General features: G+C 57.8%; 24 protein-coding genes. 21 read left to right on the top strand and 3 right to left on the bottom strand.

Annotation, left to right across the window (positions count from 1 at the left end):
* Positions 1-72 precede the first annotated feature (72 nt).
* The 18 genes from BV390_RS18760 to trpS all read left to right on the top strand — a co-directional run bounded on the left by BV390_RS18760 (position 73) and on the right by trpS (position 15,819).
* Entirely contained in the window at positions 73-876 is an 804-nt protein-coding gene (locus tag BV390_RS18760; protein ID WP_032697902.1) for an NAD(P)H-dependent oxidoreductase, read from the top strand.
* A gap of 126 nt (positions 877-1,002) precedes the next feature.
* Positions 1,003-1,581, top strand: coding sequence for a TetR/AcrR family transcriptional regulator (locus tag BV390_RS18755; protein WP_032689640.1), 579 nt, complete (start codon positions 1,003-1,005; stop codon positions 1,579-1,581).
* Between the two features lie 142 nt (positions 1,582-1,723).
* Positions 1,724-2,536, top strand: coding sequence for a winged helix-turn-helix domain-containing protein (locus tag BV390_RS18750; protein WP_085397218.1), 813 nt, complete (start codon positions 1,724-1,726; stop codon positions 2,534-2,536).
* Positions 2,533-3,051, top strand: a complete 519-nt coding sequence (locus tag BV390_RS18745; protein ID WP_085397217.1) for a FidL-like protein — start codon at positions 2,533-2,535, stop codon at positions 3,049-3,051. The genes BV390_RS18750 and BV390_RS18745 overlap by 4 nt, the downstream gene beginning before the upstream one ends.
* Positions 3,052-3,458: 407 nt before the next feature.
* Positions 3,459-3,737 carry a BMC domain-containing protein gene (locus BV390_RS18740; RefSeq protein WP_001540796.1) on the top strand — a complete coding sequence of 93 codons (279 nt, stop codon included), beginning with the start codon at positions 3,459-3,461 and terminating at the stop codon, positions 3,735-3,737.
* A 16-nt stretch (positions 3,738-3,753) separates the two neighbouring features.
* Positions 3,754-4,038 (top strand): BMC domain-containing protein, encoded by a 285-nt coding sequence (locus BV390_RS18735; RefSeq protein WP_041143877.1) that lies wholly within the window; start codon positions 3,754-3,756, stop codon positions 4,036-4,038.
* A gap of 14 nt (positions 4,039-4,052) precedes the next feature.
* Positions 4,053-4,331 carry a BMC domain-containing protein gene (locus tag BV390_RS18730; RefSeq protein WP_015585230.1) on the top strand — a complete coding sequence of 93 codons (279 nt, stop codon included), beginning with the start codon at positions 4,053-4,055 and terminating at the stop codon, positions 4,329-4,331.
* Between the two features lie 53 nt (positions 4,332-4,384).
* Positions 4,385-5,992, top strand: coding sequence for an acetaldehyde dehydrogenase (acetylating) (locus BV390_RS18725; protein WP_085397216.1), 1,608 nt, complete (start codon positions 4,385-4,387; stop codon positions 5,990-5,992).
* 26 nt (positions 5,993-6,018) lie between these two features.
* The gene (locus BV390_RS18720) at positions 6,019-6,276 is read left to right on the top strand and encodes a EutN/CcmL family microcompartment protein (RefSeq protein ID WP_032698241.1); all 258 of its coding nucleotides are present in this window, start codon (positions 6,019-6,021) and stop codon (positions 6,274-6,276) included.
* Between the two features lie 15 nt (positions 6,277-6,291).
* Complete coding sequence (locus tag BV390_RS18715; RefSeq protein WP_032689644.1) at positions 6,292-7,434, top strand: 1-propanol dehydrogenase PduQ; 1,143 nt, start codon at positions 6,292-6,294, stop codon at positions 7,432-7,434.
* A 149-nt stretch (positions 7,435-7,583) separates the two neighbouring features.
* Positions 7,584-10,976, top strand: coding sequence for a choline trimethylamine-lyase (gene cutC / locus BV390_RS18710; RefSeq protein WP_064793513.1), 3,393 nt, complete (start codon positions 7,584-7,586; stop codon positions 10,974-10,976).
* Between the two features lie 56 nt (positions 10,977-11,032).
* Positions 11,033-11,980 carry a choline TMA-lyase-activating enzyme gene (gene cutD, locus BV390_RS18705; RefSeq protein ID WP_004857478.1) on the top strand — a complete coding sequence of 316 codons (948 nt, stop codon included), beginning with the start codon at positions 11,033-11,035 and terminating at the stop codon, positions 11,978-11,980.
* A 12-nt stretch (positions 11,981-11,992) separates the two neighbouring features.
* Entirely contained in the window at positions 11,993-12,433 is a 441-nt protein-coding gene (locus tag BV390_RS18700; protein WP_032689646.1) for a BMC domain-containing protein, read from the top strand.
* Entirely contained in the window at positions 12,430-13,050 is a 621-nt protein-coding gene (locus BV390_RS18695; RefSeq protein ID WP_032697897.1) for a phosphate propanoyltransferase, read from the top strand. The genes BV390_RS18700 and BV390_RS18695 overlap by 4 nt, the downstream gene beginning before the upstream one ends.
* A 12-nt stretch (positions 13,051-13,062) precedes the next feature.
* Positions 13,063-13,755 carry a hypothetical protein gene (locus tag BV390_RS18690; protein WP_032697895.1) on the top strand — a complete coding sequence of 231 codons (693 nt, stop codon included), beginning with the start codon at positions 13,063-13,065 and terminating at the stop codon, positions 13,753-13,755.
* A gap of 14 nt (positions 13,756-13,769) precedes the next feature.
* Positions 13,770-14,189, top strand: a complete 420-nt coding sequence (locus tag BV390_RS18685; RefSeq protein WP_032689651.1) for a DMT family transporter — start codon at positions 13,770-13,772, stop codon at positions 14,187-14,189.
* A gap of 17 nt (positions 14,190-14,206) precedes the next feature.
* On the top strand, positions 14,207-14,536 hold the full coding sequence (locus BV390_RS18680) for a DMT family transporter (protein ID WP_004857466.1): 330 nt from the start codon (positions 14,207-14,209) through the stop codon (positions 14,534-14,536).
* A gap of 275 nt (positions 14,537-14,811) precedes the next feature.
* Positions 14,812-15,819: a tryptophan--tRNA ligase gene (gene trpS, locus BV390_RS18675; protein WP_085397215.1), complete on the top strand. Its 1,008-nt coding sequence runs from the start codon at positions 14,812-14,814 to the stop codon at positions 15,817-15,819.
* Positions 15,820-15,836: 17 nt separating this feature from the next.
* Here the strand turns inward: trpS and BV390_RS18670 are convergent, their stop codons facing one another.
* The gene (locus BV390_RS18670; protein ID WP_032689654.1) at positions 15,837-17,246 is read right to left on the bottom strand and encodes a diguanylate cyclase; all 1,410 of its coding nucleotides are present in this window, start codon (positions 17,244-17,246) and stop codon (positions 15,837-15,839) included.
* A gap of 415 nt (positions 17,247-17,661) precedes the next feature.
* On the opposite strand from BV390_RS18670, the gene BV390_RS18665 reads away from it, so the two are divergent.
* The 3 genes from BV390_RS18665 to BV390_RS18655 are packed head-to-tail and all read left to right on the top strand — an operon-like array spanning position 17,662 to position 22,591.
* Positions 17,662-18,729 (top strand): HlyD family secretion protein, encoded by a 1,068-nt coding sequence (locus BV390_RS18665; RefSeq protein WP_085397214.1) that lies wholly within the window; start codon positions 17,662-17,664, stop codon positions 18,727-18,729.
* Positions 18,726-21,467, top strand: coding sequence for a ribosome-associated ATPase/putative transporter RbbA (gene rbbA / locus BV390_RS18660; RefSeq protein ID WP_085397213.1), 2,742 nt, complete (start codon positions 18,726-18,728; stop codon positions 21,465-21,467). The genes BV390_RS18665 and rbbA overlap by 4 nt, the downstream gene beginning before the upstream one ends.
* Positions 21,467-22,591 carry an ABC transporter permease gene (locus BV390_RS18655; RefSeq protein ID WP_032689657.1) on the top strand — a complete coding sequence of 375 codons (1,125 nt, stop codon included), beginning with the start codon at positions 21,467-21,469 and terminating at the stop codon, positions 22,589-22,591. Before rbbA ends, BV390_RS18655 begins: the two co-directional genes overlap by 1 nt.
* A 53-nt stretch (positions 22,592-22,644) precedes the next feature.
* Here BV390_RS18655 and BV390_RS18650 read toward each other — a convergent pair whose 3' ends face one another.
* A complete protein-coding gene (locus BV390_RS18650) occupies positions 22,645-22,962 on the bottom strand; it encodes a hypothetical protein (protein WP_032689658.1) in 318 nt (105 codons plus the stop codon).
* Between the two features lie 332 nt (positions 22,963-23,294).
* A partial coding sequence (locus BV390_RS31305; RefSeq protein WP_206098730.1) for a hypothetical protein occupies positions 23,295-23,615 on the bottom strand: 321 nt, incomplete at its 5' end.

Below are 23,615 nucleotides of genomic sequence, written 5' to 3'. Positions count from 1 at the left end.
TTAAGCAATTAATTTCTACTATAGCGTCAGCTTGCTTACTCTGCAGCTCTCCATCGCTCAGAGGTGATTACCATGAAAGTACTGCTGATTTACGCCCATCCGGAACCGCGCTCGCTGAATGGCGGTTTAAAAGATTTTGCCGTGCAACATCTGCAGCAGGCCGGGCACGAGGTGCAGGTCTCCGATCTCTACGCCATGCGCTGGAAAGCGGGCTTTGATGCTGACGACAGCAGTGCCCCGCCGGTTGGCGAGTTCTGGCGCTCGACGCTCGATTCAAAGCAGGCTTTTGAACAAGGAACCCAAAGCGCAGATATCGTTGCGGAGCAAGAGAAACTGCTGTGGGCGGATACGGTGATTTTTCAGTTTCCGCTGTGGTGGTTCTCGATGCCCGCCATTATGAAAGGCTGGATCGACCGGGTTTACGCCTATGGTTTTGCCTATGGCGTCGGCGAGCACAGCGACCGCCACTGGGGCGACCGCTATGGTGAAGGGACGCTGGCGGGCAAACGGGCAATGCTGATCGTCACCACCGGCGGCTGGGCGGAGCATTACGCCCCGCGCGGTATCAACGGCCCCATCGACGACATCCTGTTCCCCATCCAGCACGGAATGCTGTTCTACCCCGGTTTTTCGGTGTTGCCGCCGCTGGTGTTCTATCGCACGGAGAAAACGGACGAGCAGCGCTTTGCCCGGCAGTGCCGCGAGCTGGGGCAGCGGCTGGATACGCTGGCGGAAACGCCCCCCATCCCGTTCCGCCGGCAAAACCACGGCGACTATCTGATCCCCTCCCTGACGCTGCGCCCGGAGCTGGCGCCTGGCGAATGCGGATTTGCGCTGCATCAGACGACAAAGTCATGTCTTCCCGGTGATTGCTGAGATACCGCAGATATCACCGGAATTCATATGACGAATTGTGACCCCCCGCGCAATAACGACAATCCACGGCGCGACACCGCCCCGCATCTTGATCGCTATCAAAAATAATCATACCGTCTGGTCGGTATGATTCGGGCCATGAATATGGAAGCCCAGCACCGAAAAAAAGATCCTGCCCGCCGGCATCAGCAGCTGCTGGAGTCGGCGGCAATGATTGCCGGCCGGGATGGCATCGCGTCGCTCTCGCTGAATGCCGTCGCCCGTGAAGCAGGCGTCAGTAAAGGCGGGTTGCTGCATCATTTCCCCAACAAGCAGGCGCTCATTTTTGCGCTGTTCGCCCGTCTGCTGGCCATTATGGAAGAGGCCATCTCGGGGCTGATGGCGGCCGATAATGTCTCTTATGGCCGTTTTACCCGCGCCTACCTGCACTATCTCTCTGACCTGACGGATACCGACGAAAGCCGGCAGCTGATGGTGTTGTCCCTGGCGATGCCGGATGAGCCGGTGCTGAGAAAATGCTGGCGAGACTGGATGCTGGGGCATCTGGCGCAGGGCGATGCGCTGGATAATAGCCATACCGGCACCCTGGTGCGCTATGCGGCGGACGGTATCTGGCTGTCGGAACTGACGGAAGGACGCACCATGGGCGCCGACCACCGCCGATCGCTGGTGCGCGATCTGACGCGGATGACGCTTCCGGCGTGATGCCGGAAAAGCCTGCCCCGTCAGGCGTCATGGATGGTTGCAGGCCGTCTGGGCACCCGGGCATACGTGAAATATGTAGACGCTCCCTGGACCAGACTGACAAATAAAATAGCCTCATGTAGGCTCTTAGATTGAGGCCGCGATGCGCTACAACATCAATGCCCGTCTCATTTATGATGCAACGGACGGCACACTCACCCTACCGGGAAGCACCGAACCGGACAGCCAGCTGTCTATCACTGCCAGCGCGCTGCTCTACTATTTCCTGCGCCATACCGATGTTATCAGCCGCGATGAGGTACTGAAAAAAGTCTGGGATGACAACGGATTAACATCATCCAATAGCAACCTCAACCAGTATCTGAGCATGCTGCGCAAAACCTTCCGTCATTACGACATCGAGAACATCATCGTCACGGTGTCGCGCGGTATGCTGCAGCTCAACCCCGAATTAACCATCGCCATCATTGACGACATACCGGAGGCACCGCCCGCGCCCGCGGCAGAAGTCGCGCCGGTGCAGGAGTCCGAGCCCCCCCTCGCCTGCGCCGAGGAAGCGCCCGCCCTCTCACGGCATGCCCGGGGCACCTGCTGGTATATGGCCGGCGCCAGTCTGCTGGCCATCGCGCTACTGTTGCTGACGTTTGCTTTCGTCGGCGGCAGTGAATCCCGTCCCATCACCCTGACGCAGATGACCCACAGCCAGTGCGAGCTGCTGGCCAGCGACGAGATGCTGCGATCGGTCTCCGCCAGCGCCTACGGCAAAAATTTTGATGAGGTGCGCCAGCGGCTGAAGCTGGAGTGTAAACCCGGCGAACGCTTCGTCTTCTTCTATGGCGACAGGCTGGAAACTAACGGCCTGGGCCGGGTGTTTCTCGCCCACTGCGCCATGCATGAAGACAACCCGTTCAGCTATTGCGATAACTATTTCTACTACTCCTGGAAGCCGCAATGAGACTCGCCCCCCGTCCCTTCTTCGCTCTCTCGGCCCTGGTGTTTATCACCGCCGCGGGGATCAGCGCCTGGAAACTGCTGCCGGTTGAAAAAGACGGCGTGATGAGCTGTTCCAGCAAAGCCATCATGCGTTTTGAGAACATGGATAAAGAGAACGTGAACGGCAATATCCATTTTAATTTTGCCGCCAACGGCAAAGGCTCGATGGTGGTCGAAGGCTATACCGACTCTGCGGCCGGCTGGCTCTATCTGCAACGCTACGTCAAATTTAACTGGACCAGCCAGCGCATCTCTGCCACCGAGCGCCACTACCGCATCAGCAAATGGGAATCCAGCGCCTCGTCCATCGACGAGTCCCCGGACGTGATCTTTGCCTATTTTATGCGTGAGATGTCCGACAGCCACGATGGCCTGTTTCTTAACGCCCAGAAGCTCAACGAGAAGGCAATTCTGCTGAGCTCCATCAACTCTCCGCTGTATGTCTGCACCCTGAAATCCGGCAGTCAGTTCGATTAATCCCACTCCCCTGCTTTCCCGGTATCGCCCTCACCGCGAAAGCGCACTTTTTGCATTTATCTGGCGGAAAAAAACATGACCATACCCACATTTAATTGAGGGATATATTACCCCGCGTCCGCAATAAATTAGCACCCCATTAACATTCCCCGCGGCGCGTCTCAACGCGCTAAAACCCCCCCGTGGCAACGCCAAATTCCCGCACGATACATCAGCACAAACAGATAAATCAGAGGCTATAAAAGGCTAAATAACCGAGTAAAAATCTAAAAATAAACATTTCACGGATTTAAATTTCACTCAGTCTTCATTTCCCTATAGTGGACGTCGAACGCCGCTACCGCGTGTTGACGCCGTAACGCGGACGGTTTTCCCGAATCACAAAACCTGTTCTGGAGGAGATCACAATGGGTGATGCATTGGGGCTTATTGAAACCAAAGGTCTGGTGGCCTGCATTGAAGCGGCGGATGCAATGTGCAAAGCCGCCAACGTCGAGCTGATTGGCTATGAAAACGTCGGCTCCGGGCTGGTCACCGCGATGGTGAAAGGCGACGTCGGCGCCGTCAAAGCGGCGGTGGACTCCGGCGTGGAATCGGCGCAGCGCATCGGGGAAGTGGTGACCTCGCTGGTTATCGCCCGCCCGCATAACGACATCAACAAAATCGTCATTAAACACAAGGCTTAAGGCCAGGAGAACGCAAATGGGTGATGCATTAGGTCTGATTGAAACCAAAGGTCTGGTGGCCTGCATTGAGGCGGCGGACGCGATGTGCAAAGCCGCCAACGTCGAGCTGATTGGCTATGAAAACGTCGGCTCCGGGCTGGTCACCGCGATGGTGAAAGGCGACGTCGGCGCCGTCAAAGCGGCGGTGGACTCCGGCGTGGAATCGGCGCAGCGCATCGGGGAAGTGGTGACCTCGCTGGTTATCGCCCGCCCGCATAACGACATCAACAAAATCGTCGCGCATTACAAAGTCGCGGAATAACGGGAGACAACATGATGAAAGAAGCGCTTGGTCTGATCGAAACCAAAGGTCTGGTGGCCTGTATTGAAGCCGCGGACGCGATGTGTAAAGCCGCCAACGTCGAGCTGATTGGCTATGAAAACGTCGGCTCCGGGCTGGTCACCGCGATGGTGAAAGGCGATGTCGGCGCCGTCAATGCCGCCGTAGATTCCGGCGTCGAAGCGGCAAAACGCATTGGCGAAGTGGTGACCTCTCGCGTCATTGCCCGCCCCCATAACGATATCGAAAAAATCGCGTCGCAGCACAAGGCATGACCTGACAGGGCGCGCCCCGTCTCCACTCTTTTAGTCTGATGAAGGATAGACTCATGATTGAACTGGATAACGATTTGCTGTCCCGCCAGAACGCGCGGGAACTGGTGCGCAGCGCCAAAAAGGCTCAGGCGATTCTGGCCACCTTTTCGCAGCAACAAATCGACGCCATCGTGAAAAACGTGGCCCAGGAAGCAGCGCACCACGCCGAAGCGCTGGCGAAAATGGCCGCGGAAGAGACCGGATTTGGCAACTGGCAGGATAAAGTGCTGAAAAACCGTTTCGCCTCGCTGCGCGTCTACGACGCCATCAAAGATATGAAGACCGTCGGCATCATTCATGACGATCCGCTAAAAAAAGTGATGGACGTGGGCGTGCCGCTGGGCGTGATTTGTGCGCTGGTCCCGTCAACGAACCCCACCTCTACGGTTATCTATAAGACGCTGATTGCCCTGAAAGCCGGCAACGCGATTATCTTCTCGCCGCATCCAGGCGCGCGTCAGTGCAGCTGGAAAGCGATTGAGATCGTCAAGCGCGCCGCCGAAGCCGCAGGCGCGCCGGCAGGCAGCGTTGATGCCATTAGCCAGCTGACCCTCGAAGCCACTTCAGAACTGATGCACAGTAAAGACGTCTCGCTGATTCTGGCCACCGGCGGCGAAGGCATGGTGCGCGCGGCCTATGCTTCTGGCACCCCGACCATCAGCGGCGGCCCGGGAAACGGACCGGCCTTTATCGAGCGCAGCGCCGATATTCACCACGCGGTGAAAGATATTATCACCAGCAAAACCTTCGATAATGGCGTGATCTGCGCCTCCGAGCAGTCGATCATCGTTGAACGCTGCATTTACGACGAAGTACACCGCGAGCTGGAAGCCCAGGGCGCCTACTTCATGAATGAAGGTGAAGCGGCCAAAATGGCGGCTCTGCTTCTGCGCCCGAACGGCACCATCAACCCGAAAGTGGTGGGTAAAACTGCGCTGTATCTCAGCCAGCTTGCTGGCTTCAGCGTTCCGGCCAGCACTAAAGTGCTGATCGCCGAGCAGACCACCGTCTCTCACCAGAACCCTTACTCTCGCGAAAAACTGTGTCCAGTTCTCGGCCTGTATGTGGAAGAGGACTGGAAAGCGGCCTGCCACCGGGTGATGGAACTGCTGACCAACGAAGGCCTCGGCCATACGCTGGTAATCCATACCCGCAATCAGGATGTGATTCGTCAGTTCTGCCTCGAAAAACCGGTTAACCGCATTTTGATTAACACCCCGGCGGCGTTAGGGGGCATCGGTGCAACCACCAATATCACGCCGGCGCTGACGCTCGGCTGCGGCGCCGTTGGCGGCGGTTCCAGCTCCGATAACGTCGGCCCGATGAACCTGCTCAACATCCGCCGGGTCGGCTACGGCGTACGTTCCATCGATGAACTGCGCGCGCCGGGCAGCCGCCCTGAACCGCAGCCGACCATCGTCACGCCGGCAGCTAACCCGCAACGCAGCATTCTCGACGACGTGCGCTTCACCTCTCCTGGCGCCGCGACCCCCGTCGCGACCCCCGGCAGCGCAGGGGCAGATAACCGTTTTGCTGTCGCCGCCGTCGAAGCGGAAGGCGAGATCAACGAGCAGAACGTGGAACGCATCATCCGCCAGGTGCTTGAGCGCTTAGGCCAGTAACGCATTGAAATAAGGCGATAAAAACAATGATTCTCGCAAAGGTAGTCGGACATGTCGTCGCCACGCAGAAATGCGCTGAGCTACGCGGCAGTAACCTGCTGCTGATCGTCAAACTGGACGATGACCAGCAGCCCATGAAGGACCAGACCTGGGTCGCCGTCGATAGCGTCGGCGCCGGCATGCACGACATCGTTCTGGCTGAAGAGTATTTCGCGCTCAACGCCGAGCATTACAAAGCCATGTCGGTGGTTGCCATTGTCGAGAACGTGTTTCGGGACGCTTAAGGAGTGAATAACCCAATGAGTGAATTTTTGCTGAAACCCCGGATCCGCTTTGGCCAGGACGCGCTCGCGGTTCTGGACGAGCTCCCCGCCCGCAACGTCCTGCTGGTGACCGACAAGGCGATGGTCAAATTTGGTCTCGCCGAACGCGTGACGGGCCCCTGGCGCCAGCGCGGCATCACCTTCCAGGTCTGGGATGACGTGGTAGCGGATCCGGATATCGCCACTATCGTCCGCGGGATGAAGTTGATGGATGCCAGCTATCCGGATCTGGTGGTGGCGTTGGGCGGCGGGTCGGTCATTGACGCGGCCAAAGCGGTTATTTTCGCCCTGGCGCAGACCCGTCCGCAGGCCGGACGCCAGCGTCCCTGCTTCGTGGCGATCCCGACCACCAGCGGTACCGGTTCCGAAGTGACCGCCTTTTCGGTCGTCAAGGCCGATGCCGAAAAACTGGTGCTGGTGGATCCGACGCTGCTGCCGGATATCGCCATTCTCGACCCGGCGCTGGTGGCTTCGGTCCCGCCGGCGATCACCGCCGATACCGGAATGGACGTTCTGTGCCACGCGCTGGAGGCCTACGTCTCCCGCGCCGCCAGCGACTTTTCCGATGCGCTGGCTGAAAAAGTGGTGCAGCAGGTTTTCCGCTATCTGCCCACCTGCTGGCGCAGCGGCGACAACCTGCTGGCTCGCGAAAAGATGCACAACGCCTCCTGCATGGCGGGCATGGCGTTTACCAACGCCTCGCTGGGCATTACCCACAGTCTGGCCCATGCGCTGGGCGGCGTTTTTCGCGTCCCCCACGGCCGTGCGAACGCGCTGTTAATGGCTGAGGTAGTGGCCTGGAACGCCGATTATCACGGGCAGTGCGCGACCGACGCCGCGCGCAAATATGCGCGCTTAGCCCATCTGCTGGATCTGCCTGCGGCCAATACCCGCCAGGGCGTCGCCAGCTTACTGGTCGCTATTCAGACATTAAAAGATGAGATGACGATGCCGACCGGCATTAGTGACACCGGCATTGCCAGTGCTGAGTTTGAGCAACGCCTGACGGAGATGGTTGGCCAGGCGCTACGCGACAGCTGTACACCGACCAATCCACGCACGCCGGACGCCAACGCGTTGATCGAGCTTTATCGCCGGGCCTGGAGCGGCAGCCGGTAATTGCCCGGCGGCGCTGCGCTTGCGCGGGCCGACAAGGGGCCGAATGTCAGGCCGGGTCAGGCGTCAGCCGCCCCCCGGCAGAAACACAGACACAGTACTCACCGCAGGGTTGCTATCAGCCGCGGAACAGAACATCTGGAGAATACTACATGGCACACTACAGCTTAACGCCGCGCGTCCACGTGCTGGCTGAACGTTTACTCTCACAAAAAAGCACCCTGTGCACCGAACATGCCGCCACGTTGAACGCCCTTGATGGCGATATCGCGGGCATTCCTGCCGCCGTCAAGCCGGCGCGTCGTTTCTATGAGTTGATGCGCCAGCTGCCGCTGTGCATCAGCCCCGATGAGCTCATTGTCGGCGACCAGACCCGCAAACCGCACGGGGCAATTTTTCACGATGAAAGCGCCGCGCAGCGTCCGTCGGCATTCCGTTTCCTGAATCTCAGCAGCGACCTGGACTCCCCGGATTACCGGCTGATTATTGAAAAAGGCGTGCTGGCGATTAAACACCAGCTGGAAGAGAAAACCCGCAGCCTGGGTAGCGCCGTCAGCCGCAGCGGTATGGATGAAGTCAACGGCTGCCGCGCCGCCATTTATGCCTGCGACGCCCTCCTCGCCCTGGCGCAGAATCTGGCCACCAGCGCCGAAACGCTCGCGGCGGCGGAAAGCAACCCGTACCGCCAGGCCGAACTGCTGGAGAGCGCGGCGATTCTGCATCACGTTCCGGCCCACCCGGCACGTAACTTCAAAGAGGCCTGCCAGGCATTTTATCTGTTTCAGCTGGCGCTGCAGCTGGACAACGGCAGCTATGCGGTGAACCCGGAAGGTGCCGATAAGGCGCTGCTGCCGTGGTATCAGCGCGACATCGCCAACGGCACCCTGACGCCGCAACGGGCCTATGAAATCGTTGAGTGCCTGTGGTTCAAGCTGGCACAGCTGAGCGAAGTCCGCGCCGCCTGCGCCATCGACGGCTACCCGATGTTCGACGCCCTGCGCCACGGCGCCAGCCTCGATGACCCCAGTACGATCATCAACGAACTGTCCGCGCTGTTCCTCTGCGCACAACGCAATCTGAGCGCGCTCAATCTGCCGGTACGTCTGTTCCACGGCGCACAAAAGGTCTCCGCCGCGCCATTTGCCGCCTGTAGCGAAACCACAACAGCAGAAGGGCTGACCCCGCGCATGCAGCGCCTGCGTAACCACTACCTGACGGTGCGCCCGAGCGTCTCTATTTACCGCGCGCTGGCCTTTACCGAGGTGGTGAAAGCGAATCCGGGTATGCCGACCATTCTGCTGCGCGCCAAAGCTTTCCGTCACGCCTGCGAAACCGCGCCGATTCTGATTCAGGACGATGAGCTGATCGTCGGCCATCCGTGCGGCAAGCCGCGCGCGGGGGCCTTCTCGCCGGATATCGCCTGGCGCTGGGTGCGCGACGAGCTCGATACCATGAGCACCCGTCCGCAGGATCCGTTTGAGATCAGCGAAGCAGATAAGAAAACCATCCGCGAAGAGATCGTACCGTTCTGGGAAGGTCGCTCGCTGGATGAGATCTGTGAAGCCCAGTACCGCGAAGCGGGCGTGTGGGCGTTCAGCGGCGAAACCTTCGTCAGCGACCTCTCCTACCATCAGATCAACGGCGGCGGCGATACCTGCCCGGGCTATGACGTGCTGCTGTTCACCAAAGGGATGAACGGCATTAAAGCCGACGCTGAGGCGCATCTTGCCAGCCTGAGCATGGAAAACCCGGAAGATATCGACCGCATCTACTACTACAAGGCGGCGATTGAAACCTGCGAAGGGGTGATCAACTACGCTCACCGCATCGCCGCGCGCGCCCGCGAGCTGGCCGCTATTGAGCAAAACGCCCAGCGTCGCGCCGAGCTGCTGACCATTGCCGAAGTGAACCAGAACGTCCCGGCAAACCCGCCGAAGACCCTGCAGGAAGCGCTGCAAAGTATCTGGACCGTGGAGTCGCTGTTTGAAATTGAAGAGAACCAGACCGGGCTGTCGCTGGGCCGCGTAGACCAGTACTGCTACCCGATGTTTGAAGCCGATATCCGCGAAGGCCGCCTGACTCACGAAGCTGCGCTGGAGCTGCTGCAGGCGTTTATCATCAAATGCGCCGAGCTGATGTGGATGTCGAGCGAGCTGGGGGCGAAATACTTCGCCGGTTATCAGCCGTTTATCAACCTGACCGTTGGCGGACAGAAGCGCTCCGGCGGCGATGCCTGTAACGACCTGACTTACCTGATTATGGACGCCGTGCGCTTTGTGAAGGTTTACCAGCCGTCGCTGGCCTGCCGTATCCACAACCAGTCACCGCAGAAATATATGGAAAAAATCGTCGACGTCGTCAAGGCGGGGATGGGTTTCCCGGCCTGCCACTTCGATGACTCCCATATCAAAATGATGCTGCGTAAAGGCTTCGATTTCGAAGACGCGCGCGACTACTGCCTGATGGGCTGCGTCGAACCGCAGAAATCCGGCCGTATCTATCAGTGGACCTCTACCGGTTACACCCAATGGCCTATCGCTATCGAGTTCGTCTTAAACCGCGGCCGGATGGTGCTGTTTGATAGTTATCAGGGGCTGGATACCGGCGACCTGCGCGAACTGCGCACCTTCGAAGCGTTTGACGCGGCGGTGAAACAGCAGATTGCCCATATCGTCCGTCTGTCGGCCATTGGCACAGTGATCAGCCAGCGCGTGCACCGCGACGTGGCGCCGAAACCGCTGATGTCGCTGCTGGTGGAAGGCTGCATGGAGAGCGGCAAAGACGTCGCCGCCGGCGGCGCGATGATCAACCACGGCCCGGGGCTGATCTTCTCCGGTCTGGCGACCTACGTCGATTCGATGGCGGCGATTCGTAAGCTGGTATTCGAAGATAAGAAATACACCCTCGAGCAGATGCGCGATGCGATGCTGGCGAACTTCGAAGGCTTTGAAGCCCTGCGCCGCGACTGCCTGAACGCGCCGAAATACGGTAACGACGATAACTACGTTGACCAGTACGCACTGGATATTACCGAGTGGACCGAGCGCGAGTGCCGCAAGTACAAAATGCTCTACTCCACGCTGAGCCACGGCACCCTCTCTATCTCCAACAACACGCCGATTGGCGAGCTGACCAACGCCACGCCGAACGGCCGTCTGGCATGGATGCCGCTTTCCGACGGCATCAGCCCGACGCAGGGGGCGGATAAGCAGGGGCCAACCGCCATCATCAAGTCAGTCAGCAAGATGAACGTGGAGACCATGAACATCGGCATGGTGCATAACTTCAAGTTCCTCCAGGGACTGCTGGATACTCCGGAAGGTCGTCACGGCCTGATTACCCTGCTACGCACGGCGTCGATTCTCGGCAACGGCCAGATGCAGTTCAGCTATGTCGATAACGAAGTGCTGAAAAAAGCCCAGCAGGAACCCGAAAAATATCGCGACCTGATCGTCCGCGTCGCCGGCTACAGCGCCTACTTCGTTGAGCTGTGCAAAGAGGTACAGGACGAAATTATCAGCCGTACGGTGATTGAGAAGTTCTGATAAGGACACGGACGTTTTTGGACACGGATGTCCCGATCGTTTTACTGGAGGTAGCTGTGAGCGCAAAACAAGAATTAACCGGGCGAATATTCAATATTCAGAAATATTCGATCTACGACGGCGATGGAATTCGCACACTGGTTTTTTTCAAAGGCTGCAATATACGCTGCCCATGGTGCGCTAACCCGGAGGGGCTGAATAGCCAGTTCCAGGTCATGTTCTCGCACGACAAATGCATTAACTGCGGCGACTGCGTCAATGTCTGCCCGGCCGGCATTCACTACCGGGCAGAAGAAAACGGCGAGATGAAGCATTTTGTCGACCGTAATAAAGACTGTATTGGCTGCCGCAAATGCGAAGAGATTTGCACCCAGAACGCGCTGGATATTATGGGTAAAGACGTCACCGTCAGCGAGCTGATGGATATCATCATGCAAGATTATGACTTCTACATCGCTTCCGGCGGCGGCGTGACCATCGGCGGCGGCGAAATGAGCCTGCAAACCGATTTTGCCGTGGCGCTGTTCAGCGAATGCAAAAAGATGATGCTCAATACCGCCATCGAAACCCAGGGTACGACCCCGCTGGCCAATTATCAAAAGCTGGCGCCGGTAACCGACACCTTCTTATTCGATATTAAGCAAATCAACAGCGAACACCATAAAGCGTTATTTGGCATCGGCAATGAAGGTATTCGCCGCAATCTGGAATGGCTGGTGGACTCCGGCGCTAACGTGATTATTCGCATGCCGTTGGTTCGCGGATATAACGACTCATTCGATGCCATTACCGGGGCTATTGATTACGTGCAGAAACTGGCGAAGCGCGGAAATATCCGCCGTATCGACATGCTGCCGTACCACCAGCTGGGCCGCAAAAAATACGAGCGCCTGGATATGCCCTACCCCATTACCCAGGACCCGTCTTATTCGTCCGAAGAGCTGAACCAGCTGGAGACGTTCTTCACGCAGTTTGATTTTGATATTCGCTTAGTCCGCCATTAACAGGAGCCGACAATGAAAAGTTTAGGCGTAATTGAAACGCGAGGGCTGGTCACCGCCATTCAGGCCGTAGACGCCGCTTGTAAAGCCGCAGGCGTGACCTGCATTGGCTATCGCAAAATCGGATCGGGGCTGGTCAGCGTCTGCTTCGAAGGCGAGATCAGCGCCATCCACACCGCTATTGAGCGCGGCGTTGAGGTGGCGGGCGCTGCGCAGCACGTCAAGTCGCTGGTCATCGCCCGTCCGGAACCCAGCGTGGTGGCGGCGCTGAGTCATCTGAAAGGTCGCCCGGAGGCAAAAACGCCCGCGAACCACGCTGACATGAAAAACGTGGACGAGAAAAACGCAGTACCGCTACCGATGGAAAAAGTCGCGCCGCAGACGCCGCCTTCCCCGCCAGCACCGGGGGAGCCTGAAGATAAAAATGCCGCGATGAAGAAAGGGAAGAAGGCATGATCGACACCCTGCTACATGAAAAAATCACCGCCCGGCTGACGCGCTCCGCGCCCGATATCCCGGTCGGTATCTCTAACCGCCATGTTCATCTGTCTCAGCAGGATGTCGAGACGCTGTTTGGCCAGGGTTATGCGCTGACGCCGTTTAAACCCCTGCGCCAGCCGGGGCAGTTTGCCGCCCAGGAGTGCGTTACCGTCGTCGGCCCGAAGGGCTCGCTCGCTCAGGTTCGCGTCCTCGGGCCAACCCGCCCGGTGACTCAGCTGGAAATCTCCCGCGCCGACTGCTTTACCCTCGGCATCAAAGCGCCGGTTCGCGAATCTGGCCAGCTGGAGAACGCGGGTAACGCGCTGCTGATCGGCCCGGCAGGCCACGTCGAATTGCGTTCTCAGGTGATCTGCGCCTGGCGGCATATCCATATGTCGCCGCAGGATGCGCGGCAGTTGAACGTCGCCAATGGCCAGAAGGTGAGCGTCCGCAGCAACGGCGAACGCCAGTTGACCTTCGACGAAGTGGTGGTGCGGGTGCGCGAGGACTTCGCGCTGGAATTTCATATTGATACCGAAGAAGCCAATGCCGCCGGACTGAAAAACGGCGCGCAGGTCACGCTCATCGCTTAACGGAGGCCAGCCATGACCGACGAACAGATGGAATACCTGGTGGAACGCATTATTCAGCGCCTGCGGCCGCCGGTACTGGTGATGGTTGGCCCGGCCGCGGGCTATCGCCAGGCCATCCGCAGCCGTCTGGCGGGATGCGGACAGCGTCTGCAGCTGGCGCTGGACGAAGGAGTGCCGGATGCCGCGCAATGGCAGGCGGTCGGTGAAACGCTGCCGGGCGATACCTGGCAGGAAGCGCTGCCGTCGGCAAGCTGGCGGGCCGTGGTGGTGCCGTTTCTCGACTATCCGCTGGCGGCCGATCTGGTGAACGGCACCTTGCAAAACCCACAAGCCAGGCGGTTGCATGCAGCTCTGCTTGCCGGCCTGCCGGTACTGGCGCTGCGCTATCACTGCGATCCGGCCAGCGAGTTAAACCAGCTGCGCGGAGCAGACAGCGCTACGCCCTACGCCGAACATATGCAGTCCACGTTGACGAGGCTGACGGCATGCGGTGTCACGCTGTGCACCATGAATGAGCTACTGGCGAAGCTGGCGGCAGGAACGGAGGCGCTCGCTCAGGTACCCACCGCCGGCACGCGGCGTTATCTCACTGTCACAGACATCGTGAATAATCCGGCGCTGGCCTGCGCCCCCGAAGCGCAGTTAACCGATGCCGCTATCGATTTTTTGAAAAACAGAAAAAAAGAACCCTACCTTAATAAATAGATCCGGAGTTTATTATGTCTTCAAAAACAAAATGTTGGCTATGGATGCTGTTGGTTATCCTTTCGGAAACCTCGGCCACTTCCACCCTGAAAATGTTCGGTAGCAGCGAAGGGAGCACCAAAATGCTGCTGCTCGGGCTGCTGGTGCTGCTGTACTGCACCTGCTACTACTCCCTTTCCCGCGCGGTGAAAGATATTCCCGTTGGTCTGGCATACGCCACCTGGTCCGGTACCGGAATTCTGGTGGTGTCGACGCTGGGGATGGCATTTTACGGTCAGCATCCGGACACCGCGGCGATTATCGGCATGGCCGTTATCGCCAGCGGCATCGTTATCATGAATCTGTTTTCCAAAATGGGTAGCGAAGAGAGCGAAGATACGCCAGCTAAACCGGTTGCTTCACCCTCATCTCTGGACAAAAAAGTCGCCAACTAACGCAAAAGGAATCGTATATGTTTAATCTCGGATTTTTATGGTTGGCGCTGTCTATCGGCTCCGAAATCACCGGTACCTCGATGATCAAAAAGACCAACGGCTTTAGCAAACTGGCGCCATCGGTACTGGTGGTCTGCGCCTACGGCCTGTGCTACTTCGCCCTCACTCGCGCGATGAGCACGATTCCGGTGGGCGTCGCCTACTCGCTATGGTGCGGCTTTGGTATCGTCGGCGTCACCATCTGCTCGATGATCCTCTACAAACAAAAACCGGATCTGCCGGCGATCCTCGCCATGGTGCTGATTATTTCCGGCGGCATCATCATGAACGTCTTCTCCAGCATGTAAGTCCCGCCTGCGCCTTCATTGAGTTCCATGAGGGCGCAAAACCGCACTCTGTAAACCGTTATTGCCGCAATAAAAAAAACCGCTTTCACTGCCGCCGCGTTTCGTGGCAGGATAGTCTGATGAACAGAATCGTCGTCATTGCCCGCCCATATCGTTGGTGGCTGCCTGCATAACAGGCGGCACGATTCACTTTTCCATTTTTAAAGCCGCCGGAAGGCGGCTTTATCGTTTCTCAGCGACGTCTTTCGGCTTAATAGCATCGTAAGGAGTCTCTGATGAACACCAACCCGACCATTCTTACCGGCGATCGCCCCACCGGCCAGCTGCATCTCGGCCACTACGTGGGATCGCTACGCCAGCGCGTGCAGCTTCAGCACGATCATCAACAGTTTATCCTCATCGCCGATCTGCAGGGATTAACCGATAACGGCAGCGACCCACAGAAAATCAGCAGCAATATCTTTGAGGTGATGGCCGATTATCTGGCGGTAGGTATCGACCCGCACAAGACCACGATTTGCCTGCAATCGGCGCTTCCCGCCCTGGCGGAGCTGAGCGCGCTGTATATGAATATCGTCACCGTCGCCCGCGTCGAGCGTAACCCGACGGTCAAAAGTGAAATCGCCCAGAAGGGATTCTCCCGTTCACTACCGGTCGGTTTTCTGGCCTACCCCATCAGCCAGGCGGCCGATATCACCGCGTTTAAGGCGGGTCTGGTGCCGGTCGGCGACGATCAGCTGCCGATGATCGAACAGACCAATGAGATCGTCCATAAAATGAATAGCCTGACCACGACGCCGGTACTGCAGCACTGCCGGGCGCTGCTCAGCGATGTCAGCCGTCTGCCCGGCATTGACGGCGGCGCCAAGATGTCAAAGTCGCTGGGCAATACGCTCACGCTCTCGGCCAGCGAAGAGCAGATTCATCGTGCGGTCGGCGCAATGTATACCGACCCGACCCATCTGCGGGTCAGCGATACTGGCCAAATCGAAGGCAATGTTGTCTTTACGTACCTCGATGCTTTCCATCCCGACCCTGCCTTCGTCGCCGAGATGAAGGCGCATTATCAACGCGGCGGACTGGGTGACCGACAGTGCAAAAACGCGCTGGAGGAGTGTCTGCAGACGCTGCTGGCGCCCATTCGCCAACGCCGGGCAACGTATATTGCGGATAAAGGAATGTTGCTGGAGGTGCTGCGCCAGGGTAGCAAACGTGCGCATCGTCTCACGCAGCAAACGTTGCATGAGGTGATGCGCGGATTAGGATTGCCGGTTCTGTTCTGAGCGCCGGGCGCGACGCCTTAATGCTGCGGGTCCTGCTCACCCTGATGCATCTTCACGCAGTCGCGCCCGCTGCGCTTGGCCACGTACAGCGCGCTGTCAGCGTTGCGCAGCAGCCGGTTATAATCCGGATGGCCGGTATGCACGGCAAAGCCCGCACTGGTGGTAATCGCGATATTGGTCTCGCCGCCGACATTAAACGGGAGCTGGCTAATGCTTTTACGTAAGCGCTCAAGGAGCGCAAAAGCCTCGGCCGCGCCGGTTTCCACCAGCACCAGCAGAAACTCTTCGCCGCCGTAGCGAAAGATATAATCGCTGGAGCGGATGTTATTGCTGAGCAGGTCGGCAACGTGCTTGATTGCCCGGTCGCCCACCATATGGCCCCAGTTATCATTAATCTCTTTAAAATGATCAATATCCACAATCGCCACCGTCATCGGCAGTTCATGTTCCATAGCGAGCGTGACCTCATGCTTGAGGACGACCGGCAGATAACGGCGGTTTAGCAGGCTGGTCAGGGTGTCTTTGCCGTTCTGCATCTGCGACAGACTGCTGAAGATAACCCCGAGCTGGCTGCTGATTTTCTGGCAATGGATGTGGATGCTCTGGAGCAAAGTTTGCGTATTTTTATATTCTGCGCTGCTGTCTGAGGATTTCCAGCCGGCGATTAAATTGTCTACCTGCGTAATCAAGTCGGCGATCTCTTCCATCTGCGCGTTCTTGTTAAAATAGCGCACGCATTTATGACGGAACCACAGGCCAAACTCAGATTCAGATAATAACGTCCCGTTAATATCGCTCTTATTTTCACTGACAATATTAAAAATCGCGCTATTTTCCCAGCCGGAGAGCGAAACCTGCTGTTTGCCATATTCCATTGGCACATTATCCATCAGGCTATACAGACGAAAGGCTTCTTCATTTTTCGTCGCCCGATAGTGCGATAAGGTGTAGGCATGACACATCATCTCGATCGCCATATTAATCGCCATTACCGCGTAGTGGATGGTCGCAAGACCGGTCTGGTGATCAATCTTATCGTTATCCCGCACATATTCAATCAGCCCGGCCTTGAGCTGGCGCGCGCCGCGCAGTACGGCCTCGGCGGGGATGCCGATGCGCGCATGAATACTGCCAATATGGTATTGCCTTTCTGCCAGCGCCTGCAGCTGATCTTTCTCGCTGGTCAAAATGTCGTTGACCCACACGGCCAGCGAACGGCTAAGACGTTCCTGAACCAGATCGTAAGTCAGGTGGCGGGCGATATCGGGATCCTGAAAAATGAAGTCATAAAAACGAGCGGCCAGCGCCTCAGACTGCTCAGCGGCAATATTTTTAAGAATCGCCTTCACTTCCGGCTTCAGGCCGTCATACAACGGCAACCACTCCTTAAAAATAACTGAGATATATTTCTTGCTTTCATCGCTCATTAAATAAAGCACTCGCCGACATAAGTCTATTTTCAAGGCCGCAAATCATACAACAGTTCGCCCTGGTCAACCAGATTAAAAATTCAGCAACCGGGCTTCCCGCTCGCCTGTCCAACCGTTTGCGGCGATTGGCGCTGCGACAGCAATAACCCATGTTAATCGTATGGACATACTCGCGGTAAATGCTAGTATCCCATAGACAGTAGCTATATTTATGCGTGTTTCATTTAAGGCCAGGATTGCTGATGATGACCACATTCATAGCACATCTATTTCACCGGGTAGTCGCGCAGCTGGACGTGCGCGCCGGTCGGCCTTGCCCCTCCCCACCTCTGTCTTTCAAAGGGATAACGCTCCGTGCGACGGAGAGAAGAAACGCGCATCACTCAGCAATATGGAACAGAGCGAGTAGCGTATGGACAAAATCAAACAGCACTGGGCCTGGTGCCTTATCGGCCTGCTGGCGGTTATCGCCGCCCTGATATGGTGGGCATTGCGTCCGCCGGGACTTCCGCAGGGCTTTGCCGGCAGCAACGGCAGAATAGAAGCCACCGAGGTGGATATCGCCACCAAAACCGCCGGACGCATCGACGCCATTCTGGTCAAAGAGGGGCAGTTTGTGCGCAAGGGCGAGGTGCTGGCGCGGATGGATATTCGGGTGCTGAACGAACAGCGCCTCGAAGCGGCCGCCCAGATTAAAGAGGCGGAAAGCGCGGTCGCCGCCGCCAAAGCGCTGCTGGATCAGCGCCAAAGCGAAATGCGCGCCACGGAAGCGGTGGTGAAACAGCGGCAGGCGGAGCTAAACTCCACCGCCAAACGCCACGTGCGCTCCAGCGCGCTGTCACAGCGCGGCGCGGTGTCAGCCCAGCAGCTTGACGATGATCAGGCGGCAGCGGAAAGCGCCCGGGCAGCGCTCGAATCCGCCAGAGCCCAGGTCTCAGCGGCAAAAGCGGCAATTGAAGCCGCCCGTACCAGCATTATTCAGGCCCAGACCCGCGTTGATGCCGCTCAGGCAACCGAACGGCGCATCCTCGCCGATATTGACGATAGCGAACTCAAAGCGCCGCGCGACGGCCGCATTCAGTATCGCGTCGCCGAACCGGGCGAGGTCCTGGCCGCCGGCGGCCGGGTGCTGAATATGGTCGATCTCTCCGATGTCTATATGACCTTCTTCCTGCCTACCGAGCAGGCAGGCCAGCTGGCGCTGGGCAGCGAAGCGCGCATCGTGCTGGACGCGGCGCCGGGCCTGGTGGTGCCTGCCCATATCAGCTTTGTCGCCAGCGTCGCGCAGTTTACGCCAAAGACGGTAGAAACCAGCGATGAACGCCTGAAGCTGATGTTCCGCGTGAAGGCCCGCATCCCGCCGGAGCTGCTGGAGCAGCATCTTGAGTATGTGAAAACCGGTCTGCCCGGCATGGCGTATGTCCGCCTGGATAGCCAGCGGGCGTGGCCCGATACGCTCACGGTGAGGTTACCGCAATGAGAGGCGTTGAGCAGGATACTCACCCACCGGTCGCCCTGCTGGAACACGTCGGCCAGCGCTTTGGCACCACCGTCGCGCTGCGGGATATCACGCTAAGCATCCCCGCTCGTCAGATGGTCGGCCTGATCGGCCCTGACGGCGTCGGCAAATCCAGCTTACTGTCGCTGATTTCCGGCGCGCGGGTCATTGAGCAAGGTAACGTGATGGTGCTCGGCGGCGATATGCGCGATGCGCGTCACCGCCGGGATGTTTGCCCCAAAATCGCCTGGATGCCGCAGGGTCTGGGTAAAAACCTCTATCACACCCTGTCGGTGTATGAAAACGTTGATTTCTTTGCCCGCCTGTTTGGTCATGACAAAGCCGAACGCGAGAACCGCATCGATGAACTCCTGCGCAGCACCGGACTGGATCCTTTCCGCGATCGCCCTGCCGGGAAATTATCCGGCGGGATGAAGCAGAAGCTCGGCCTGTGCTGCGCGCTGATCCATGACCCGCAGCTGTTGATCCTTGATGAACCCACGACCGGCGTTGACCCACTTTCTCGCGCCCAGTTCTGGGCGCTGATTGACAGCATCCGCCAACGCCAGCCGGAGATGAGCGTACTGGTCGCCACGGCCTATATGGAAGAGGCGGAACGCTTCGACTGGCTGGTAGCGATGAACGCGGGGGAAGTACTGGCGACCGGTAGTGCCGCAGAACTTAAAGCGCAAACCTGCAGTCAGACCCTGGAGCAGGCGTTTATCGCCCTGCTGCCGGAAGCCCAGCGCAAAGCGCATAAAGAGGTGATCATTGCGCCGCGTAACGCTCAGGAAAATGACATCGCGATTGAAGCCCGTGGCCTGACCATGCGCTTCGGTAACTTCGTGGCGGTCGACCATGTGAACTTCCGCATCGCGCGCGGCGAGATTTTTGGTTTCCTCGGTTCGAACGGTTGCGGTAAATCAACCACCATGAAAATGCTGACCGGCCTGCTGCCCGCCAGCGAAGGCGAAGCCTGGCTATTTGGTCAGCCGGTCAATCCCAGGGATATCGAAACCCGGCGCCGCGTCGGCTATATGTCGCAGGCTTTCTCCCTCTACAGCGAACTGACCGTCAGGCAGAACCTCGAACTGCACGCCCGTTTATTTCACATTCCGGATGCCGACATCCCCGCTCGGGTGGCGGAAATGAGCCAGCGTTTTATGTTAACGGAGGTTGAAGATGCGCTGCCCGCCTCTCTGCCGTTAGGTATTCGCCAGCGCCTTTCGCTGGCCGTGGCGGTGATCCATCGTCCGGAAATGCTGATCCTGGATGAACCAACTTCCGGCGTCGATCCGGTCGCCAGGGATATGTTCTGGCAGCTGATGGTCGATCTCGCCCGCCAGGATCGGGTGACGATTTTTATCTCGACCCACTTTATGAATGAAGCCGAGCGCTGCGATCGCATTTCGCTGATGCACGCCGGGAAGGTACTGGCCAGCGATACGCCGCAGGCGCTGGTTGCGCAGCGCGGAGCGGCAAACCTTGAAGAGGCGTTTATCGCCTGGCTGCAGGATGCCCAGCGGCCCGTCGAACAAATACCGCCCGCCCCGCCGGTTAGCGCTCCCGCCGGAACGACGGCCCCACGCCAGGCGTTCAGCCTGCGGCGACTGTTTAGCTACAGCCGACGTGAAGCGCTGGAGCTGCGGCGCGATCCGGTACGTTCGACCCTGGCGCTGCTGGGTACCGTGATTCTGATGTTCATCATGGGATACGGCATTAGCATGGACGTGGAAGATCTGCGCTTCGCGGTCCTCGATCGCGACCAGACCCTCAGCAGTCAGGGCTGGTCGCAGAATATCGCCGGTTCGCGCTACTTCATTGAGCAACCGCCGCTGCAGAGCTATGACCAACTGGACAGACGGATGCGCAACGGCGAGCTGGCCGTCGCCATTGAAATTCCGCCTGATTTCGGCCGTGATATTGCCCGCGGCACGCCGGTAAAAATTGGCGTCTGGGTGGACGGCGCTATGCCTAACCGGGCCGAGACGGTGCGCGGCTACGTCCAGGCGATGCATCTGGCCTGGCTGCAGGAGATGGCCGGACGGCAGGCTACGCCCGGTCGCGATACCTCGCTGATATCCATCGAGACGCGCTATCGCTATAACCCGGACGTGAAAAGCCTACCGGCCATTGTTCCGGCGGTGATCCCGCTGCTGTTGATGATGATCCCGGCGATGCTCAGCGCGCTGAGCGTGGTACGTGAAAAAGAGCTGGGTTCAATCATCAATCTGTACGTCACGCCGACGACCCGCAGCGAGTTTCTTCTGGGCAAGCAGCTGCCGTATATCGCGCTGGGCATGTTTAACTTCTTCCTGCTGTGCGCGCTGTCGGTCCTGGTGTTTGGCGTGGCGCATAAGGGGAGTTTTCTGACCCTGACGCTGGCGGCGCTGCTGTATGTCACCATCGCTACCGGGTTGGGGCTGCTGATCTCGACCTTTATGAAAAGCCAGATTGCGGCCATCTTTGGCACCGCCATTATTACGCTGATACCGGCCACGCAGTTTTCCGGGATGATTGACCCGGTCGCTTCGCTGGAGGGGCCAGGTCGCTGGATTGGGCAGATTTACCCGACCAGCCACTTCCTGACCATTGCCCGCGGCACATTTTCAAAAGCCCTGAATCTGACCGATCTGTGGGCGTCCTTTATACCGCTGCTGATAGCCATCCCGCTGGTGCTCGGCCTCAGCGTGTGGCTACTGAAAAAACAGGAGGGATGATGCGCGGATTACGCAATATCTATCATCTCGGCATCAAGGAGCTGCGCAGTCTGCTCGGCGATAAGGCGATGCTGACCTTAATCCTGTTCGCCTTTACCGTATCGGTCTATTCCTCAGCGACCGTGATGCCGGGGTCGCTGCATTTGGCGCCTGTCGCGATTGCCGATATGGATAAATCGCAGCTCTCTTCGCGAATTATCAACGGCTTTTATCGGCCGTGGTTTTTACCGCCTGAGCTGATTAATGAAGATGAGATGGATGCCGGGCTGGATGCCGGGAACTATACCTTTGCCATTAATATCCCGCCCAACTTTCAGCGTGATGTGCTCGCCGGACGGCAGCCGGAAATTCAGGTGAACGTCGACGCCACGCGTATGAGCCAGGCGTTTACCGGCAATGGCTATATCCAGAATATTATTAGCGGGGAGGTGAACAGCTTCGTAGCTCGCTATCGGGGTAACGATACCCTACCGGTCGAGCTGGCGGTGCGCATGCGCTTTAACCCCAATCTCGAACAGGAGCGTTTTGGCGCGGTCATGGCCATCATCAATAACATCACCCTGCTGGCCATCGTGTTGACCGGCTCAGCGCTGATCCGCGAGCGCGAGCACGGTACGATCGAACACCTGCTGGTCATGCCGGTAACGCCGTTCGAAATTATGCTGGCAAAAATCTGGTCGATGGGGCTGGTGGTGCTGGTGGTTTCCGGGCTGTCGCTGCTGCTCATGGTCCAGGGAGTGCTGCAGGTGCCGATTGAAGGTTCCATCCCGCTGTTTATGCTGGGCGTGGCCCTGAGCCTGTTTGCCACCACGTCCATCGGTATCTTTATGGGAACAATAGCTCGCTCGATGCCGCAGCTGGGGCTGCTGATGATTCTGGTGCTGCTGCCGCTGCAGATGCTGTCTGGCGGCTCGACCCCGCGGGAAAGCATGCCGCAGGCGGTGCAGGATATTATGTTAACCATGCCGACCACGCATTTTGTCAGCCTGGCGCAGGCGATTCTGTATCGGGGGGCTGACTTTGCCATCGTCTGGCCGCAGTTTTTAACCCTGATGGCCATCGGCGGCGTGTTCTTCACTATCGCACTGCTACGTTTTCGTAAAACGATTGGTACGATGGCGTGAGTGGCGCGCGGTGGCCGTCCGTCAGGTGGCGGCCACCGGCGATAAGGACCCAGTTAGTGCTTGCGGTTGATCACGCGACGTAGCAGCCAGGTAAAGCCCATCGCCATGCTGAACAGAATAAACAGCAGAACCACCCAGCTCAGCGAAATACGCACTAACGCGCTGAACGTCATCAGCGGCTGCAGGTAGACGGTAAAGGATTCGCTTACCGGTTTCCCCATCAGCAGCATGACGCTGTCAACGGCCCAGACGCACACCCGGCAAGCAACCCAGATAATCGCCGGCCAGCACAGCAGAACCAAAAAGGTGAAGCGTTCCTGCAGGTAACGGATGAACCGGCGCAAAGGCGACCATTTTAAAAGGATCTTCATTTATATTCTCATCGTGCCGCTCGATAACATTGATGCCACACCCATTAGACTGCGTGGGGGGAGGGGTATCTCAGCGACATCGGGATAGCATTAATACAGATCGTACGCGCTACATTATATCGATATTACAGTGACACGAACTCGATCGAGTTAACAAACTGTTAATGACACTAAAACATTTCCCTGCGAAAGTCCAGTTACAACAGCACGTGTCGTTAAATATAAACAAACTATTTTAACATACTGATAAATAATGATTAAAATAAAAAATATCAGTCAAATAAATATTTTTAAATATAAATCTGGATTTTTTATTCTGTGTTTTTACGTCATTAATAAGCGCAGAAAATAATATTTTCTATTAATAAATAAAGTGTCATAAAAAGAAGCGGGATATATTCAGCACCGCGAGATATGAAAAGCGATATGTACCGACAACCGCCAAAACGCAAAAAGCCCGTCGGTGAGGACGGGCTTTTTACTGAACTGATGGCTGGCCGCGGTGCATGAGTCGTCGTATCATCCTGATGCTCCCCCCCTCCTGGGCCGGCCTCCGGCGGTTCAACAGCGTTGCCGGCGATGTTGTCCTGCTCCCGGTGAGCGTTTCCCGACAAACAACAGATAAAACAAAAGGCCCAGTCTTTCGACTGAGC

This window comes from Klebsiella sp. YJ, assembly GCF_002108615.1.
Lineage (GTDB): Bacteria > Pseudomonadota > Gammaproteobacteria > Enterobacterales > Enterobacteriaceae > Klebsiella > Klebsiella planticola.
Note: the sequence above shows the minus strand (reverse complement) of the source record. Positions and strands in the feature narration are given on the sequence as shown.